Here is a 16,236-nt window from a genome sequence, read left to right on the forward strand (position 1 = left end):
GAAGCTCTGAAGCAGTCTGCAGAAGGGGGCGCGGTCCCGGCGTCCGGCGCTTACAGCGCGTCGGGGCCGCGCTCGCCCGTCCGCACGCGTACGACCGTCTCGACCGGCAGCGCCCAGACCTTGCCGTCGCCGATCTTGCCGGTCTGGGCGGCCTTCACGATGGCGTCGATGACGTCGTCGGCCGCGGCATCGTCGACGACGACCTCGATCCGGACCTTGGGCACCAGGTCGACCTGGTACTCGGCGCCGCGGTACACCTCGGTGTGGCCGCGCTGACGGCCGTAGCCGCTCGCCTCGGTCACGGTCAGACCGTGCACACCGATTTCCTGGAGGGCGGTCTTGACCTCGTCGAGCCGGTACGGCTTGACGATGGCGGTGATGAGCTTCATGCCTGCTTCTTGACCTTCTGCGCGGCGGGGACGGGGGACGCGACGGACGCGGTGACCGGGGCGCCGTGCCCCAGGACCCCGTGATCGTAAGCGGTCTCGGCGTGCACCGTAAGGTCCAGGCCGGTGTGCTCCTGCTCCTCGCTCGCCCGGAAGCCCATGACCTTGTCGAGGACCTTGCCGATGCCGTACGTGACGGCGAAGGCGTACGCGGCCACGGCGACGACGGCCACCGCCTGCTTGCCGAGCTGCCCGAGCCCGCCGCCGTAGAGGAGCCCCTCGGCCCCGCCGGTCATCGTGGCCGTCGCGAAGACGCCGATCAGCAGGGTGCCGATGACGCCGCCGACGAGGTGGACGCCGACGACGTCCAGGGAGTCGTCGTAGTTGAACGTGAACTTCCAGGCGACGGCGTAGGAGCAGACGGCACCGGCGGCGAGGCCGATGACCAGCGCGCCGAGCAGGGAGACCGAGCCGCAGGACGGGGTGATGGCGACGAGGCCGGCGACCGCGCCGGAGGCCGCGCCCAGCGTCGTCGGGTGACCGTCGCGCTTCTGCTCGACGAAGAGCCAGCCGAGCAGGCCGGTGCAGCCGGCGGCGAGGGTGTTGAGGAAGGCGGCGGCCGCAAGGCCGTTGGCGCCGAGGGCGGAGCCGGCGTTGAACCCGAACCAGCCGAACCAGAGCAGCCCCGCACCCAGCACGACCATCGGCAGGTTGTGCGGCCGCATGGCGTCCTTCTTGAAGCCGAGCCGCGGGCCCAGGACCAGGCAGAGGGCGAGGCCGGAGGCGCCGGAGGTGATCTCGACGGGCAGACCGCCGGCGAAGTCGAGGGCGCCGAGGCGGTCGAGGATCCAGCCGCCCGGGCCCCAGGTCCAGTGGGCGACGGGAACGTATACGAGCAGCGCCCACACGGGCACGAACACCAGCCACGCCCCGAACTTCGCGCGATCCGCGATCGCGCCGCTGATCAGGGCCGCCGTGATGATCGCGAAGGTGAGCTGGAAGGTGGCGAAGAGGAGGGTGGGGACGGTCCCCTGGACGCTGTCCGGTCCGAGACCCGCCATCCCGGCGTGGTCGAGGCCGCCGATGAGACCGCCGGCGATGTCGTCCCCGAAGGCGAGGGAGTAGCCGCAGGCCAGCCATACGACGGTGACGAGCGCGATCGACACGAAGCTCATCATCAGCATGTTGAGCACGCTCTTCGTGCGGACCATGCCGCCGTAGAAGAGGGCCAGGCCCGGGGTCATCAGCAGCACGAGTGCGGTGGCGGCGAGCAGCCAGGCGGTGTCGCCGGTGTCTGCCTGCGCGGCGGCGAGGGTCACGGTCGTCTCCATCGAGGTGGGGGCTCGTCAGAGATTCACCGGCACGCGTTTCGGGATGCGTACGGATCTGTTTCGGCGAGGTTTCATTGCGCCGGGGTTTCCGAAGTCTCACGGCGCGGGGTGTGGGGTGCCCGTGGTGCGGCGGGCTCTAGTGGATCAGGGAGAATGGGCCCCATGAGCGTTCGAACCCAGTCATCCGAGCAGTCGCCCGAGGCCACCCACCGCGCCGGCTTCGCCTGCTTCGTGGGCCGCCCCAACGCGGGCAAGTCCACCCTCACGAACGCTCTGGTCGGGCAGAAGGTGGCCATCACCGCCAACCAGCCGCAGACGACGCGGCACACGGTGCGGGGCATCGTGCACCGGCCCGACGCCCAGCTGATCCTGGTGGACACCCCGGGGCTGCACAAGCCGCGCACGTTGCTCGGCCAGCGGCTCAACGACGTCGTACGCACCACGTGGGCCGAGGTCGACGTGATCGGTTTCTGCCTTCCGGCGAACGAGAAGCTGGGCCCGGGTGACCGCTTCATCGCCAAGGAACTGGCGTCCATCAAGAAGACGCCGAAGATCGCGATCGTCACGAAGACCGACCTCGTGGACAGCAAGACGCTCGCCGAGCAGCTCATCGCGATCGACCAGCTCGGCAAGGAGCTCGGGTTCGAGTGGGCGGAGATCGTGCCGGTGTCGGCGGTCGGCGACAAGCAGGTGGACCTGCTGGCCGATCTGCTCGTCCCGCTGCTGCCGGAGGGGCCGGCCCTCTACCCCGAGGGTGATCTCACCGACGAGCCGGAGCAGGTGATGATCGCGGAACTGATCCGCGAGGCCGCGCTGGAGGGTGTCCGCGACGAGCTCCCGCACTCCATCGCCGTCGTCGTAGAGGAGATGCTCCCCCGCGAGGACCGCCCCGCGGACAAGCCCCTCCTCGACATCCACGCCTTCGTCTACATCGAGCGCCCCAGCCAGAAGGGCATCATCATCGGCCCGAAGGGCAAGCGCCTGAAGGAGGTCGGCATCAAGTCCCGCAGGCAGATCGAGGCGCTGCTGGGGACGCCGGTCTTCCTGGACCTGCATGTGAAGGTGGCGAAGGACTGGCAGCGGGATCCACGGCAGCTGCGCAAGCTGGGCTTCTGAGGCCAGTTCCTCGCCCCCGCCGTCCAGACCCCCGCTTCGGCCCTGAACGGGCCTCGTCCTCAAACGCCGGACGGGCTGAAAAACTCAGCCCCTCCGGCGTTTGAGGAGCGGGGGTCCAGGGGGCAGAGCCCCCTGGCGGGGTCGAAGGGGCAGCGCCCCTTCAGGATGGGACGGGTAGGGGCGGCGGGGGCGAGGAAACCGACCCGGTGTGACGGGCTTCGTACCGGGCGTGAGTGGGCCCCCGGTCCCGGTGAAAACCTCCCCGCCGAAAAGGCCTACGGCGTTGTCAGTCCCCCGGCGTACTCTGGAAATCGCCAGGCCGCCCCCGTGGCGGAGGAGTCGTTTCGAGGAGGACGAGCAAGGCCTACAGAGCCGGCCCATGACTCAGACACCCACAGCTCACACACCCGCGCAGGGACAGGCGAGAGCACAGTTCACCGTCCCCGCCCAGCACCCCATGGTGACCGTGCTGGGGTCCGGCGACTCCCTGCTGCGCGTGGTCGAGAAGGCTTTCCCGGCGGCCGACATCCATGTCCGGGGCAATGAGATCAGCGCGGTCGGCGACGCCGCTGAAGTCGCTCTCATCCAGCGCCTGTTCGACGAGATGATGCTGGTGCTCCGCACCGGACAGCCGATGACGGAGGACGCAGTGGAACGCTCGATCGCGATGCTCAGAGCGAGTGAGAACGGGGAGGGTCCGGAAGAGACCCCGGCCGAGGTGCTCACCCAGAACATCCTCTCCTCCCGCGGCCGCACCATCCGCCCCAAGACCCTCAACCAGAAGCGGTACGTCGACGCGATCGACAAGCACACGATCGTCTTCGGCATCGGCCCCGCGGGCACCGGCAAGACCTACCTCGCCATGGCCAAGGCGGTGCAGGCCCTGCAGTCCAAGCAGGTCAACCGCATCATCCTGACCCGGCCCGCGGTGGAGGCCGGTGAGCGGCTCGGCTTCCTGCCGGGGACGCTCTACGAGAAGATCGACCCGTACCTGCGGCCGCTCTACGACGCGCTGCACGACATGCTCGACCCCGACTCCATCCCGCGGCTCATGGCCGCCGGGACCATCGAGGTCGCGCCGCTCGCCTACATGCGCGGCCGCACGCTCAACGACGCGTTCATCATTCTCGACGAGGCCCAGAACACCAGCCCCGAGCAGATGAAGATGTTCCTCACCCGTCTCGGCTTCGACTCGAAGATAGTCATCACCGGTGACGTGACCCAGGTCGACCTCCCGGACGGCACCAAGTCCGGTCTGCGGCAGGTGCAGGACATCCTGGAGGGCCTCGAGGACGTCCACTTCTCCCGGCTCTCCTCCCACGATGTCGTCCGGCACAAGCTCGTCGGCCGTATCGTCGACGCGTACGAGTTGTACGACAGCAAGCACGGCACCCAGAACGGCTCGCACAAGGGCCGGGGCGGCAAGGCCGGGCACAAGGGGAAGTAGAGACACAGCACGACCATGTCGATCGACGTCAACAACGAGTCCGGAACCGAGGTCGACGAGCAGGCGATCCTCGACATCGCCCGCTACGCACTCGCGCGGATGCGCATCCACCCGCTCTCCGAGCTCTCGGTGATCGTCGTGGACGCCGACGCCATGGAGCAGCTCCACATCCAGTGGATGGACCTGCCCGGGCCGACCGATGTCATGTCCTTCCCGATGGACGAGCTGCGGCCGCCGTCCAAGGACGACGACGAGCCGCCGCAGGGGCTCCTCGGTGACATCGTGCTGTGCCCCGAAGTCGCCACCAAGCAGGGGGCGGAAGCGCCCACACAGCACTCCATGGACGAGGAGCTCCAACTGCTCACCGTCCATGGAGTGCTGCACCTGCTCGGGTACGACCACGAGGAGCCCGACGAGAAGGCCGAGATGTTCGGCCTGCAGGCCGCCATCGTGGACGGCTGGCGTTCGGAGAAGGGGATGACGGGGCCGTCCCCGGCCCCGACCGTGTCATGAGCCTTCCCCTCGTCCTCGGCGCGATCGCCCTGGTGGTCGTCGCCTGGCTCGCCGCCTGCGCGGAGGCGGGCCTGGCGCGCGTCTCCAGCTTCCGCGCCGAGGAAGCCGTACGCAGCGGCCGCCGCGGCAGCGAGAAGCTCGCGCTCGTCACGGCCGACCCGACCCGCTATCTGAACGTGGCGCTGCTGGTGCGCGTGGCCTGCGAGATGGCCGCCGCCGCGCTCGTCACGTACGCCTGCCTCCAGGAGTTCGACAGCACCACCCAGGCCCTTCTGGTCGCGATAGCGGTCATGGTGCTGGTGTCGTACGTCGCCGTGGGGGTCTCCCCGCGCACCATCGGGCGCCAGCATCCGCTGAACACGGCGACGGCGGCGGCGTACGTCCTGCTGCCGCTCGCCCGGATCATGGGCCCGATCCCCTACCTGCTGATCCTCATCGGCAACGCGCTCACTCCCGGCAAGGGCTTCCGCCACGGCCCCTTCGCCTCCGAGGCGGAGCTGCGGGCGCTGGTCGACCTCGCCGAGAAGGAGTCGCTGATCGAGGACGACGAGCGCCGCATGGTGCACTCGGTCTTCGAGCTGGGCGACACGCTGGTGCGGGAGGTGATGGTCCCGAGGACCGACCTGGTCGTCATCGAGCGGTACAAGACCATCCGCCAGGCCCTCACCCTCGCCCTGCGCTCCGGCTTCTCGCGCATACCGGTCGTCGGGGAGAGCGAGGACGACGTGGTCGGGATCGTGTATCTGAAGGACCTGGCCCGCAAGACGCACATCAGCCGGGACGCGGAGAGCGAGCTGGTCTCCACGGCCATGCGGCCCGCCGCCTTCGTCCCGGACACCAAGAACGCCGGCGACCTGCTGCGCGAGATGCAGCAGGAGCGCAACCACGTCGCCGTCGTCATCGACGAGTACGGCGGCACCGCCGGCATCGTCACCATCGAGGACATCCTCGAGGAGATCGTCGGTGAGATCACCGACGAGTACGACCGTGAGCTGCCGCCGGTGGAGGAGCTGGGCGAGGACCGCTACCGGGTCACCGCCCGCCTGGACATCACCGACCTCGGCGAGCTGTACGGCCTCGACGAGTACGACGACGAGGACGTGGAGACGGTCGGCGGACTGCTGGCGAAGGCACTGGGCCGGGTGCCCATCGCCGGGGCGTCGTCCATGGTCGAGCTGCCGGACAGCCGTGAGCTGCGGCTGACGGCGGAAGCGGCGGCCGGGCGCCGGAACAAGATCGTGACCGTGCTCGTGGAGCCGGTGGGCCCCGCCGAGCCCCTCCAGGAGGAGATGAAGCCGGAGTGACCCCTCAGGAGCTGCGCACGTTCTGCCTGTCGTTCAACGCGACCGTGGAGGACTTCCCGTTCAACCCGGAGACCTCGGTCTTCAAGGTGCTGGGCAAGCTCTTCGCGCTGACGAACCTGGACGCGCGGCCCCTGACGGTCAATCTGAAGTGCGACCCAGATGACGCGGTACGCCTGCGCGGTGAGCACCCCGGCCTGATCGTCCCCGGGTACCACATGAACAAGCGCCACTGGAACACGGTGACGGTCGACGGCGAACTCCCGGACCGTCTCGTCCGGGAGCTCGTCGAGGACTCGTACGACCTGGTCGTGGCCGGTCTGCCGAGAGCCGACCGGCTCCGCCTCGACCGCCCCTGAGCCGGGCGACCGCCAGGTCGGAATCCGCCGGCGTCGCCCGAGGGGCGGTGCGGGGCCATGTACCCCGTGGCCGGTTGGGCCGCGAGTCGCTACGTATGCTCAGGTCATGACCGACAACAGCGCGCTCGACCCCGAGGACCGCAAGATCATCACCTTGGCCCGTTCCGCGCGGGCCCGCAACGGCGTGCCCGAGGGGGCGGCCGTACGGGACGAGACCGGCCGTACGTATGTCGCCGGGACCGTCGCTCTGGAGTCCTTGAAGCTGAGCGCGCTGCAGACGGCTGTGGCGATGGCGGTGGCGTCGGGGGCGAAGTCGCTGGAGGCGGCGGCGGTGGTGACGGAGGCGGAGTCGGCGTCGGCGGAGGACCGGGCGGCTGTGCGGGATCTTGGTGGGCCGGGGACGCCGGTGCTGGTGGCGGGGCCGGATGGGGCGGTGCGTGCGACGGTGACGGCGGGCTGAGCTCCGGGAGTTCTCGCCCCCGCCGCCCCTACCCGTCCCATCCTCCAGGGGGCTCTGCCCCCTGGACCCCCGCTCCTCAAACGCCGGAGGGGCTGGATTTTCAGCCCGTCCGGCGTTTGAGGACGAGGCCCGTTCAGGGCCGAAGCGGGGGTCTGGGGGGCGGCAGCCCCCAGGGACGGGACGGGTAGGGGCGGCGGGGGCGAGGAAAAGCGAGGGCCGCGTCGCCGCGAGGCGTCCGACAGGCGAGTGTCAGTGGCCGGTGTCACGCTGAGGTCGTACAGGATCTGCGGAAGGGCATCGTCATGATCACCACCGACCTCTCCCCCGGCTCCCCCTGTTGGCTCGACCTCGGTGCCCCCGACGTCCGGGGCGCCGCGGCCTTCTACGGCGCGGTGCTCGGCTGGGAGTACGAGTCCATGGGTGAGGCGGAGGACTTCGAAGGCGGGATGTTCAAGAAGGACGGCAAGACCGTCGCCGGGCTCGGCAAGCTCACCGAGGAGGGAGCGCGCTCGGCCTGGATGATCTACTTCACCGTCGACGACGCGGACGCGACGACCCAGGCCGTCGAGCGCGCGGGCGGCACCGTGCGGGTGGCGCCGCGGGACCTCGACGACTGGGGGCGGATGGCGCAGTACAACGATCCGCTGGGCGGCCAGTTCGCCGCCTGGCAGCCGGGGAAGAACTCCGGTTTCGAGCTGGCGGACGAGCCGGGCTCCCTGTCGTGGACCGAGCTGTACACGAGCGACGCCGCGGGCGCGAAGGAGTTCTACGGCGGTGTCTTCGGCTGGCAGTTCAGCGACATGCCGCTGCCGGGCGGCGGGGGCGCGTACACGCTCATCACCCCGGCCGGGCTGCCCGAGGAGCGCATGCAGGGCGGCCTCATGGAGCTTCCCGCGGAGAACCTCGCGCTGGCGAACGGGCAGCCGTACTGGCACCCGGTGTTCAACGTCACCGACTGCGACGCCGCGGTCGCCAAGGTCACCGAGAACGGCGGCAGTGTGCAGATGGGGCCGGAGGACGCGGAGGGCGTCGGCCGCCTGGCCGTCTGCGTGGACCCGTCGAACGCGGACTTCGTGGTGCTGACGCCGGCCACCCGTAGCTGAGCCCACGGATCCACCCGGGCTGCACCCCTCAAGCCGACCGGCGGAACCCGATCGTCGGCACCGCCCGCCGCAGCGGCCAGGGTCTGCCCTGTTCCTCGGGCACCAGATCCGCCAGGAACGCGTACCGGCGCAGGGCCTCGGGGTCCTGCCGGTCGAGGGAGCGGACCTTGCGCCACCAGGCGCCGATCTCGGCCCAGCCGGGGGCGGACAGGGACCCGCCGAACTCCTGGACCGAGAGGGCTGCCGTGAGGCCCGCGAAGGCCAGGCGGTCGGCGAGGGGCCAGTCGGCCAGGGTGCCCGCGACGAAGCCGGCCACGAAGACGTCGCCGGCGCCGGTCGGGTCGAGGGCCTCGACGGCGATCGCGGGGACCTCGGCCGTCTCCCCGGTCCGTCCGTCCACCGCGTACGCGCCCTCCGCACCGAGGGTGACGACCGCGAGCGGGACGTACGCGGTGAGGGCGTGGGCCGCCTCGCGCGGGCAGTCGGTGGCCGTGTACCGCATGGCCTCCTGCGCGTTCGGCAGGAAGGCCTCGCAGTGCTCCAGGTCGGCCAGCCCCGCCAGGTCCCACGCCCCCGTGTCGTCCCAGCCGACGTCGGCGAAGATACGGGTGCCCTTGCTGGCGGCCTGCGCGATCCAGGGGGCCCGCTTGCCCGGTTCGAGGGAGGCGACCGCGGCACGCGCGCGGGGCGGGCAGTCGGGCGCCCCCTCTTGGACAAGCACAGCCTCCGGGGGCGGCTCGTGGCCGTGGGAGACCATCGTGCGCTCCCCCTCGTACGCCATCGAGACCGTGACCGGGGAGTGCCAGTCCGGCACCGTGCGCGACGGCGAGAGGTCGATGCCCTCGCCGTGCTCCAGCGCGTCCCAGCAGTACTCGCCGTAGTGGTCGTCGCCGAAGGCCGCCGCGAGGGAAGTCCGCAGGCCGAGGCGGGCCAGGGCGGTCGCCATGTTCGCCACGCCGCCGGGGCTGGAGCCCATGCCGCGCGCCCAGGACTCGGTCCCGCGCACCGGGGCCGAATCCAGGCCGGTGAAGATGATGTCGAGGAAGACGGTGCCCGTGAGATAGACGTCCCAGGGCGGGTCGGTGGGCGTGCGCAGGCCGCCGAGGGGGTCGACCTGGCTCCGGCGGTACGGCTTCCCTGCCCGGGACGACGGCCCCTGGGGCGAGGGTCCCTTTCCGTTGGGCGCGGTGGGCGTGGTCACGGTGCGCTCCCTGACGTGGTGCTGATCTGGCCAGTGTGCACCACGCCACGGACAACGCCACCGCGATCCTGCCCGAGCCCCGGGTGGACGACCTCACGGGGGCAGTCGGCGAGGCCCTACCAGCGGGGCGCCGACGGAGCGGCCCAGCCGGGGTCGGCGACCCGCATGGCGGCCGCGTCGTCGCGGTCCCGGAGCGAGCCGTCGTCTTCCAGCCACCGTCGGTGCAGCTCCGCCAGCCTCTCGCGGTCCAACTCGACTCCGAGGCCGGGGGCGTCGGACACGGCGACCTTGCCGCCCTCGAAGGTGAGGCGCTCGGTGAGGACGTCCTCGGACTGCCAGGGGTAGTGGGAGTCGCAGGCATGGTGCAGGTTCGGGACGGTCGACGCCACGTGGGTCATCGCGGCCAGGGAGATGCCCAGGTGGGTGTTGGAGTGCATGGACACCCCGACACCGAAGGTGCGGCAGATCGCCGCCAGCTGCTGGGTGTTGCGCAGCCCGCCCCAGTAGTGGTGGTCGGAGAGGACCACCTGCACGGCGTCCTTGGTGAACGCCTCCTTGATCTCCGCGAACGTCGTCACGCACATGTTCGTCGCCAGCGGCACCCCGGACCGCGCGGCGACCTCGGCCATGGCGGCCGTTCCGAGGGCCGGGTCCTCCAGGTACTCCAGGACGTCCCCGAGCTCCTGCGCCACCTTCAGCGAGGTCTCCACGGACCAGGCCCCGTTGGGGTCGAGCCGCAGGGGGTGGCCGGGAAAGGCCTCCGCGAGGGCCCGTACGGCCGCGATCTCCTCGTCCGGCGGAAAGACACCGCCCTTGAGCTTGAAGGAGGTGAACCCGTACCGCTCGGTGAACTTCCGTGCCTGCTCGACGACCCCGGCCGGGTCGACGGCGGCACCCCAGTCGTCCTTCTCGGCGGCGACGCCCGCCGGATGGCCGGCCCACTTGTAGAAGAGGTACGCGCTGTACTCGACCGCGTCCCGCACCTTGCCGCCGAGCAGCGCGTGCACGGGCAGTCCGAGCGCCTTGCCGAGGGCGTCGAGGCAGGCGACCTCGAAGCCGGAGACGACGGACAGCCGCAGCTTGTCGGCGGTCTGGACACCGCGCAGCCCACCGACGTCGACCTGGCCGGAGACCCGGGACCGATCGACGGCCACCTCGTCCGCGACGACGAACAGCCCGTTGAGATCTCCGACTTGACGGCCGATCAGCTTGTCCGCGAACGGCCGGGCGAGCTCCAGGTACTTGGTGTCGCCGTACGTCTCCCCGACTCCGGTGATCCCGTCGGCCGTCACGACCTCGACGATCAGGCGGGGCGTGTAGGGCTGGTGGACGCCCTGGGTGTTCAGCAGCGGGGGGTCGGCGACCAGGATCGGGGTCAGGCGGACGTCGGTGATCGTGAGGTTCACAGCGCTGCTCCTACGAGGTCGAGTCCGGCGGCGAGCAGGGTGCGCAGGTCGGCCAGGTCGCCGGCCGACGGGTCGGTGAGCGGGGCGCGTACGGGGCCGACCGGGCGGCCGCGCAGCCGGGCCGCCGCCTTCACCAGGGACACGGCGTATCCGGGCACCCGGTCACGGAGTTCGACGAGCGGGACGTAGAAGTCGCGCAGCAGCTTGTCGACCGTGCCGTGGTCGCCGCGCCGGAGGGCGGCGAAGAAGGCGTTGGCGATCTCGGGGGCGAAGGCGTGGACGGCGGAGGAGTAGGCGGGGACGCCGACGGTGGCGTAGGCGCGGGCCTGGATCTCGGCGGTGGCGGCCCCGTTGAAGAAGAGGAAGCCTTCGGGGGCGGCGAGGGTGAGGCGCTGGAGGCGGTCGAGGTCGCTGTGGCCGTCCTTGAGCCCGATGACGTTCGGGATGCCGGCGACGCGCTTCAACGACTCGGCGGTGAAGGCGACTTGACCGCGCTGGTAGGCGATGAGCGGCAGCCGGGTCCGGGCCGCGAGCTGCTCCAGCTGGGCGACCAGGCCGTCCTGCGGGGCGGCGACCAGGTAGTGGGGCAGGACGAGCAGGGCGTCGACGCCGGCCTCCTCGGCGATACGGGCGAACCGGGCGGCCTGCGCCCAGCCGTAGCCGACCCCGGCGACGACGGGCACGCGTCCGCCCGCCTCCTCGACGGCGACCGTGACGACCTGCCGGTACTCGTCCTCGTCCAGCGAGAAGAACTCGCCGGTGCCGCAGGCGGGGAAGACGGCGCCGGGGGCGGTGGCGATCTGGGCGGCGACGTGGGCGCGGAAGCCGTCCGGATCCAGCGAGCCGTCCTCGTGGAAGCTCGTGAGCGGGAACGACAGCACTCCGTGCGCCATGCCGTCCCGCAAGCGCCGGGTGGTGTCCGTATCGAGGCTCGCCCTCGCCATATCCAGATCTCCCCATGTAGACGTCATCCACGTATGAGAATGGAGATTAGATACGCGAACCATGACCGTCAATGGCGCGGTCGACCCGATTCGCTCGGATTACCATCGCCCCATGTCAGAGACAGGCGGCGTGCGCGAGGTGAAGTCCGCGGCGCGGACGGTCGAGTTGCTGGAACTCCTCGCCGCGCGCGGCGACCGCCCCGCGCGCCTCCAGGAGCTGGCGGACGAGCTGGCCGTGCCGCGCAGTTCCATGTACGCGCTGCTGCAGACCCTGATCTCGCGCGGCTGGGTCCGCACCGACGTCACCGGCTCGCTCTATGGCATCGGCATCCACGCCCTGCTCACCGGCACCAGCTACCTCGACTCCGACCCGCGCGTGCGCGCCGTGCGCCCGTACCTCGACGAGGCGTCCGAGGCGCTGGGCGAGACGATCCACATGGGGCGGCTGGACGGCCGGGACGTGGCGTATCTGGCGACGCGCGAGTCGCACGAGTACCTGCGGACGATCAGCCGGGTGGGCCGCCGCCTCCCGGCGCACGCGGGAGCCCTGGGCAAGGCACTGCTGGCCGAACGCCCCGACAGCGAACTCCCCGAGGGCCCGTACGAGTCCCTCACCCCCAACACCCATACCGGCCGCGAGCCCCTGGCCGCCGAGCTCGCCGAGGTGCGGGCGCGCGGATACTCGGTCGACCGGGAGGAGGGCGTCCTCGGCATCGTCGGCTTCGGCTTCGCCCTGCGCTACGACTCCCCGGCCCAGGACGCGATCAGCTGCTCGGCGCCGGTGGCCCGGTTGTCGGCCGGGCACGAGGAGCGGATCGTCGCGGTGATGCGGGAGATCAGGGCGAAGATCGAGGCGACGGTTCCCGGCGGGGTCGGCGGCAGCGGGTCGGTGCACTGGCGCAGGTGAGGGCGCCTTCTACCCGCATTCCCTCACCCCAAACGGGACGTGCCTCAGATCACACCCCCCGCGCTTCTTCGCACCTGTCCCTGCTTGATACAAATTCCTCGCGCGTTCCTGTCCGTCGACGGCCTGCGCCCTCCCCCTCTTGAGCCGCTTCTTTCGCATGCCCTGGGAACGCCCGTGTTCGCCCCCCGCACCACTGCCTGGCCCCTCGTCGCCCTTTTCACGGCCGGGTACCTGGCTCCGTATCTGCTGCCGACGGTCGTCGGCAGGCTCGACTCCGGACTTCCGCTCTCCCCCACCCAGGCCGGCGCCGTCGGCAGCGCGCTGCTGCTGAGTTCGGCATCGGCGGGCTTCCTGCTGGCCTCCCGGGTGGAACGGGTCGGGGCACGGACGCTCGCACGCATCGGACTCGTACTCGCCGTCGTCGGCTACGGCGGTGCCGCACTCACCCATGCCGTACCGGCCGTCGTGCTCGGCGCGCTCGTCGGCGGGTTCGGCTCGGGTACGGCGACGGCGGTCGCCGCCACCAAAATGGCCGCCCTGCCCGACCCGCACCGGGCCACCACGCTCGGCCTCCTCGGCGTCTCCGCCCTCGCGGGCGCCGTCTATCTGACGGTCCCCCACCTCGGGCCCGGACACGGCCTCCCGCTGGCCGCGATCGCCCTCACGGCGCTCGCCGTATGGCCGCTGACGGGCCGGCTCCCCGCCGCCACGACCACCTCACGACAGGGCTGGGACACCTCCCCCGTCCCCCACCGCCGCCAGGGCCTGACCCTCGCCGCCTGCATGCTGTGCTGGTCCCTCGTGCAGAACTCCCTCTGGGGCGTCAGCGGCCGGATCGGCCTGGACCAGGCGCATCTGACGGAGGCCACGGTCGGCGCGGTATTCGCCGTGGCGCTCGGCGCCGGGCTGCTGGGCGTCACCGGGGCGGGCGCGCTCGGCCCGCGCCTCGGCCGCGCACTGCCCATCGGCGCGGGTACGGCCCTCATCGCGGCCTGCATCACGCTCAGCGCGTCCGCCACCGACCTGCCGACCTTCGCGGCCGGCGAGATCGCCTGGAACACGCTCTACCCGATCGTCCTGTCGTACGTCATCGGCCTCGCCGCCTCCCTCGACCGGCGCGGCCGCTGGGCGGTCCTCGTCGGCTCGGCGTCGTCGCTGGGCACGGCGGCGGGCCCGCTGACCGGGAGCGTGCTCTCGGCGCAGGCCGGGTTCCCGGTCATGGGCGCGGTGCTGGCGGCAGGGCTGCTGGTGATCGCCGTACCGATGACGGCGGTGGCGCTGGGCAGGCGGCCGCAGAAGACGGTCGAGGTCGCGGAAGGCGTCGAGGTCGTCGAGATCCCCCTGGACACCGCCGAAGCCACCCCTGCCGCCCCCGACCGCCTCACCGCGGCTACCTGAACTCGTACGCCTCCACCTCGGCCAGATACCGCGCCCGCAGCTCCTCGTCGTCGTCCAGGAAGGAGGCGAGGAACGAGTTGCGGGCGAGCTCCCGGAGCCGTTCCTCGGTCAGGCCGAGGGCCTGGCGTACGGCGTCGAAGTTGTCGCCCGCGTACCCGCCGAAGTAGGCCGGGTCGTCGGAGTTGACCGTGCACATCAGCCCGGCGTCGAGCATCGCGGGCAGCGGGTGCCCGGCGAGGACGTCGACGGTCCGCAGCCGTACGTTCGACAGGGGACACAGCGTCAGCGGCACCCGCTCCCGCACCAGCCGCTCGACCAGCGCCGGGTCCTCCATGCACCGCAGCCCGTGGTCGACGCGCTCGACGCCGAGGACGTCGAGGGCCTCGGTGATGTAGGCGGGCGGCCCCTCCTCGCCGGCATGCGCGACGCGCCGCAGGCCGAGAGCCGCGGCCGCCTCGTACACCTCGCGGAACTTCACCGGCGGGTGGCCGACCTCGGCCGAGTCGAGGCCGACGCCGGTGATCCGGTCGAGATACGGCTCGGCGGCCCGGAGCGTCTCCATGGCCGACTCGGCGGAGTCGTCGCGCAGGAAGCACATGATGAGCCGGGTGGAGACGCCGTGGCCCGCCTCGCTGCTCCCCAGCGCCCGCCACAGCCCGTCGACGACCGTCCCCAGCTCCACCCCCCGCTTGGTGTGGGCCTGCGGGTCGAAGAAGATCTCCGCGTGCCGCACGCCCTGCTGGGCGGCGCGGGCGAGATAGGCGTTCGCCAGGTCCTCGAAGTCACGCTCGGTGCGCAGGACGGCCATGAGCTCGTAGTACAGGTTCAGGAAGGATTGGAGGTCCTCGAACTGGTAGGCCTTGCGGAGCTCGTCGGTATCGGCGTACGGCAGCTCGACGCGGTTGCGGTCGGCCAGTTCGAAGGCGAGCTCGGGTTCGAGGGTGCCTTCGATGTGGAGGTGCAGTTCTGCTTTCGGGACGGACATCAAAGCATCGTACGGCGCTCTTACCGACGCTTCGGGAGCGGCACCCGCAGCAGGTCGTGCGCGACCGTCAACTCCCCGTCGAAACCGGCGGCCCGCGCCTGCCGCTCGAACTCTTCGGGCTCGGTGTAGCGCTGGCTGAAGTGGGTGAGCACGAGATGCCGTACGCCGCAGTCGAGCGCGACGCGAGCGGCCTGACCGGCGGCCAGATGACCGTGCTCCACGGCGAGTTCGACGTCCTCGTCCAGGAAGGTGGACTCGATGACGAGCATGTCGCACCCGTCGGCCAGGGTGTACACCCCGTCGCACAGCCGCGTGTCCATCACGAACGCGAACCGCTGCCCGCGCCGGACCTCGCTGACCTCCTGCAGGGAGACCTCACCGAGCACCCCTTCCCGCTGTATGCGCCCGACGTCCGGCCCCTTGATGCCGTGCGCGGCGAGCCGCTCGGGCAGCATGCGGCGCCCGTCGGGCTCGACGAGGCGATAGCCGTACGACTCGACGGGGTGCGACAGCCGGGCGGTCTCCAGCCGGTAGCCCCCGGTGTCGGCGATGACACCGTCGGCGCTGACCGGGGCCTGCGCGAGGTCGACGGTCTCGCGGTAGGCGGTGGCGTAGCGCAGCCGGTCGAAGAAGCGCCGGCCGGAACGCGGGTAGTGGGCGGTGACCGGGTGCGGAACCTTGTCCAGGTTGATCCGCTGGATGACGCCGGCGAGGCCGAGCGAGTGGTCCCCGTGGAAGTGGGTGATGCAGATCCGGTTCAGGTCGTGCGCCGCGACTCCGGCGCGCAGCATCTGCCGCTGCGTGCCCTCGCCGGGATCGAAGAGGATCCCCTCCCCGTCCCACCGCAACAGATACCCGTTGTGGTTGCGGTGACGGGTCGGCACCTGGCTCGCTGTCCCGAGGACAACCAATTCACGTACGGACACGGTGACTTCGGCTTGCCTCGACCTATCCGGGGGGCCACTGCATGCCGCGGCCGCCGAGGACGTGGGCGTGGGCGTGCCAGACGGTCTGCCCGGCGCCGGCGCCGGTGTTGAAGACGATGCGGTAGCTCTCCAGCTTGTCCTCGTCGGCGACGGCCTGGGCCTCGCGCAGGACGTCCGCGGCGAGGGTGGGGGCGGCGGTGGCGAGGGCGGCGGCATCCCGGTAGTGCGCCTTCGGGATGACCAGGACGTGGGTGGGCGCCTGGGGGTTGATGTCCCGGAACGCGACGGTCGTGTCCGTCTCCCGCACGATCGTCGCCGGGACATGGCCCTCGACGATCTTGCAGAACAGACAGTCGTCCTGCGGCTCCCCTGCCATTTTCCCTCCGGGGGTTGGACGGCGTGGTTTACGGGGGGCAATCGTATCGTCGTCGGGTGCGGGTACATCGTGGCTGG

17 protein-coding genes are annotated in these 16,236 nt (G+C 71.2%); 9 read left to right on the forward strand and 8 right to left on the reverse strand.

The window, feature by feature from the left end; genetic code table 11:
- Window positions 1-50: 50 nt before the first annotated feature.
- Window positions 51-389: a P-II family nitrogen regulator gene (locus tag AB5J49_RS15840; protein WP_062715372.1), complete on the reverse strand. Its 339-nt coding sequence runs from the start codon at window positions 387-389 to the stop codon at window positions 51-53.
- Window positions 386-1,717 carry an ammonium transporter gene (locus AB5J49_RS15845; RefSeq protein WP_369169281.1) on the reverse strand — a complete coding sequence of 444 codons (1,332 nt, stop codon included), beginning with the start codon at window positions 1,715-1,717 and terminating at the stop codon, window positions 386-388. The genes AB5J49_RS15840 and AB5J49_RS15845 overlap by 4 nt, the downstream gene beginning before the upstream one ends.
- A 153-nt stretch (window positions 1,718-1,870) precedes the next feature.
- Here AB5J49_RS15845 and era point away from each other — a divergent pair, with 153 nt between their 5' ends.
- The 7 genes from era (at window position 1,871) to AB5J49_RS15880 (ending at window position 8,016) form a co-directional block, all read left to right on the forward strand.
- Complete coding sequence (era, locus tag AB5J49_RS15850) at window positions 1,871-2,833, forward strand: GTPase Era (RefSeq protein ID WP_369169282.1); 963 nt, start codon at window positions 1,871-1,873, stop codon at window positions 2,831-2,833.
- A gap of 379 nt (window positions 2,834-3,212) precedes the next feature.
- Window positions 3,213-4,280, forward strand: coding sequence for a PhoH family protein (locus AB5J49_RS15855; RefSeq protein WP_369169283.1), 1,068 nt, complete (start codon window positions 3,213-3,215; stop codon window positions 4,278-4,280).
- A 15-nt stretch (window positions 4,281-4,295) separates the two neighbouring features.
- Entirely contained in the window at window positions 4,296-4,793 is a 498-nt protein-coding gene (ybeY, locus tag AB5J49_RS15860; protein WP_369169284.1) for an rRNA maturation RNase YbeY, read from the forward strand.
- On the forward strand, window positions 4,790-6,097 hold the full coding sequence (locus AB5J49_RS15865; protein WP_369169285.1) for a hemolysin family protein: 1,308 nt from the start codon (window positions 4,790-4,792) through the stop codon (window positions 6,095-6,097). The genes ybeY and AB5J49_RS15865 overlap by 4 nt, the downstream gene beginning before the upstream one ends.
- Window positions 6,094-6,453 (forward strand): MmcQ/YjbR family DNA-binding protein, encoded by a 360-nt coding sequence (locus AB5J49_RS15870; protein WP_369169286.1) that lies wholly within the window; start codon window positions 6,094-6,096, stop codon window positions 6,451-6,453. Before AB5J49_RS15865 ends, AB5J49_RS15870 begins: the two co-directional genes overlap by 4 nt.
- A 106-nt stretch (window positions 6,454-6,559) precedes the next feature.
- Entirely contained in the window at window positions 6,560-6,913 is a 354-nt protein-coding gene (locus AB5J49_RS15875) for a cytidine deaminase (RefSeq protein ID WP_369169287.1), read from the forward strand.
- Window positions 6,914-7,215: 302 nt separating this feature from the next.
- Window positions 7,216-8,016, forward strand: a complete 801-nt coding sequence (locus tag AB5J49_RS15880) for a VOC family protein (protein WP_369169288.1) — start codon at window positions 7,216-7,218, stop codon at window positions 8,014-8,016.
- A 28-nt stretch (window positions 8,017-8,044) separates the two neighbouring features.
- On the opposite strand, the gene AB5J49_RS15885 is transcribed toward AB5J49_RS15880, so the two are convergent.
- The 3 genes from AB5J49_RS15885 to AB5J49_RS15895 all read right to left on the reverse strand — a co-directional run bounded on the left by AB5J49_RS15885 (window position 8,045) and on the right by AB5J49_RS15895 (window position 11,567).
- Window positions 8,045-9,217, reverse strand: a complete 1,173-nt coding sequence (locus tag AB5J49_RS15885; protein ID WP_369169289.1) for a carbohydrate kinase family protein — start codon at window positions 9,215-9,217, stop codon at window positions 8,045-8,047.
- Window positions 9,218-9,333: 116 nt separating this feature from the next.
- Complete coding sequence (locus tag AB5J49_RS15890) at window positions 9,334-10,623, reverse strand: glucarate dehydratase family protein (RefSeq protein WP_369169290.1); 1,290 nt, start codon at window positions 10,621-10,623, stop codon at window positions 9,334-9,336.
- Window positions 10,620-11,567 (reverse strand): 5-dehydro-4-deoxyglucarate dehydratase, encoded by a 948-nt coding sequence (locus tag AB5J49_RS15895; RefSeq protein WP_369169291.1) that lies wholly within the window; start codon window positions 11,565-11,567, stop codon window positions 10,620-10,622. Before AB5J49_RS15895 ends, AB5J49_RS15890 begins: the two co-directional genes overlap by 4 nt.
- A gap of 112 nt (window positions 11,568-11,679) precedes the next feature.
- Here AB5J49_RS15895 and AB5J49_RS15900 point away from each other — a divergent pair, with 112 nt between their 5' ends.
- The gene (locus AB5J49_RS15900; RefSeq protein ID WP_369169292.1) at window positions 11,680-12,474 is read left to right on the forward strand and encodes an IclR family transcriptional regulator; all 795 of its coding nucleotides are present in this window, start codon (window positions 11,680-11,682) and stop codon (window positions 12,472-12,474) included.
- 174 nt (window positions 12,475-12,648) lie between these two features.
- Window positions 12,649-13,872: an MFS transporter gene (locus AB5J49_RS15905; RefSeq protein WP_369169293.1), complete on the forward strand. Its 1,224-nt coding sequence runs from the start codon at window positions 12,649-12,651 to the stop codon at window positions 13,870-13,872.
- Here the strand turns inward: AB5J49_RS15905 and AB5J49_RS15910 are convergent.
- From AB5J49_RS15910 to AB5J49_RS15920, 3 genes are read right to left on the reverse strand one after another with little or no spacing between them, the layout of a single operon-like run.
- Window positions 13,865-14,857, reverse strand: coding sequence for an adenosine deaminase (locus AB5J49_RS15910; RefSeq protein ID WP_369169294.1), 993 nt, complete (start codon window positions 14,855-14,857; stop codon window positions 13,865-13,867). The two genes, AB5J49_RS15905 and AB5J49_RS15910, sit on opposite strands and share 8 nt — an antisense overlap.
- Window positions 14,858-14,877: 20 nt before the next feature.
- On the reverse strand, window positions 14,878-15,783 hold the full coding sequence (locus AB5J49_RS15915; protein ID WP_369169295.1) for a ribonuclease Z: 906 nt from the start codon (window positions 15,781-15,783) through the stop codon (window positions 14,878-14,880).
- Between the two features lie 22 nt (window positions 15,784-15,805).
- Entirely contained in the window at window positions 15,806-16,159 is a 354-nt protein-coding gene (locus AB5J49_RS15920; RefSeq protein ID WP_369169296.1) for a histidine triad nucleotide-binding protein, read from the reverse strand.
- Window positions 16,160-16,236 lie beyond the last annotated feature (77 nt).

Source organism: Streptomyces sp. R28, from assembly GCF_041052385.1.
In the GTDB taxonomy this organism is placed as follows: Bacteria; Actinomycetota; Actinomycetes; order Streptomycetales; family Streptomycetaceae; genus Streptomyces.

Bases quoted from the DNA above. Each gene is read 5' to 3' on its own strand.
- AB5J49_RS15840 (WP_062715372.1), bottom strand. From the start codon at position 389: ATGAAGCTCATCACCGCCATCGTCAAGCCGTACCGGCTCGACGAGGTC.
- AB5J49_RS15880 (WP_369169288.1), top strand. From the start codon at position 7,216: ATGATCACCACCGACCTCTCCCCCGGCTCCCCCTGTTGGCTCGACCTC.
- AB5J49_RS15910 (WP_369169294.1), bottom strand. From the start codon at position 14,857: ATGTCCGTCCCGAAAGCAGAACTGCACCTCCACATCGAAGGCACCCTC.
- era (WP_369169282.1), top strand. From the start codon at position 1,871: ATGGGCCCCATGAGCGTTCGAACCCAGTCATCCGAGCAGTCGCCCGAG.
- ybeY (WP_369169284.1), top strand. From the start codon at position 4,296: ATGTCGATCGACGTCAACAACGAGTCCGGAACCGAGGTCGACGAGCAG.
- AB5J49_RS15900 (WP_369169292.1), top strand. From the start codon at position 11,680: ATGTCAGAGACAGGCGGCGTGCGCGAGGTGAAGTCCGCGGCGCGGACG.
- AB5J49_RS15865 (WP_369169285.1), top strand. From the start codon at position 4,790: ATGAGCCTTCCCCTCGTCCTCGGCGCGATCGCCCTGGTGGTCGTCGCC.
- AB5J49_RS15920 (WP_369169296.1), bottom strand. From the start codon at position 16,159: ATGGCAGGGGAGCCGCAGGACGACTGTCTGTTCTGCAAGATCGTCGAG.
- AB5J49_RS15895 (WP_369169291.1), bottom strand. From the start codon at position 11,567: ATGGCGAGGGCGAGCCTCGATACGGACACCACCCGGCGCTTGCGGGAC.
- AB5J49_RS15855 (WP_369169283.1), top strand. From the start codon at position 3,213: ATGACTCAGACACCCACAGCTCACACACCCGCGCAGGGACAGGCGAGA.
- AB5J49_RS15845 (WP_369169281.1), bottom strand. From the start codon at position 1,717: ATGGAGACGACCGTGACCCTCGCCGCCGCGCAGGCAGACACCGGCGAC.
- AB5J49_RS15875 (WP_369169287.1), top strand. From the start codon at position 6,560: ATGACCGACAACAGCGCGCTCGACCCCGAGGACCGCAAGATCATCACC.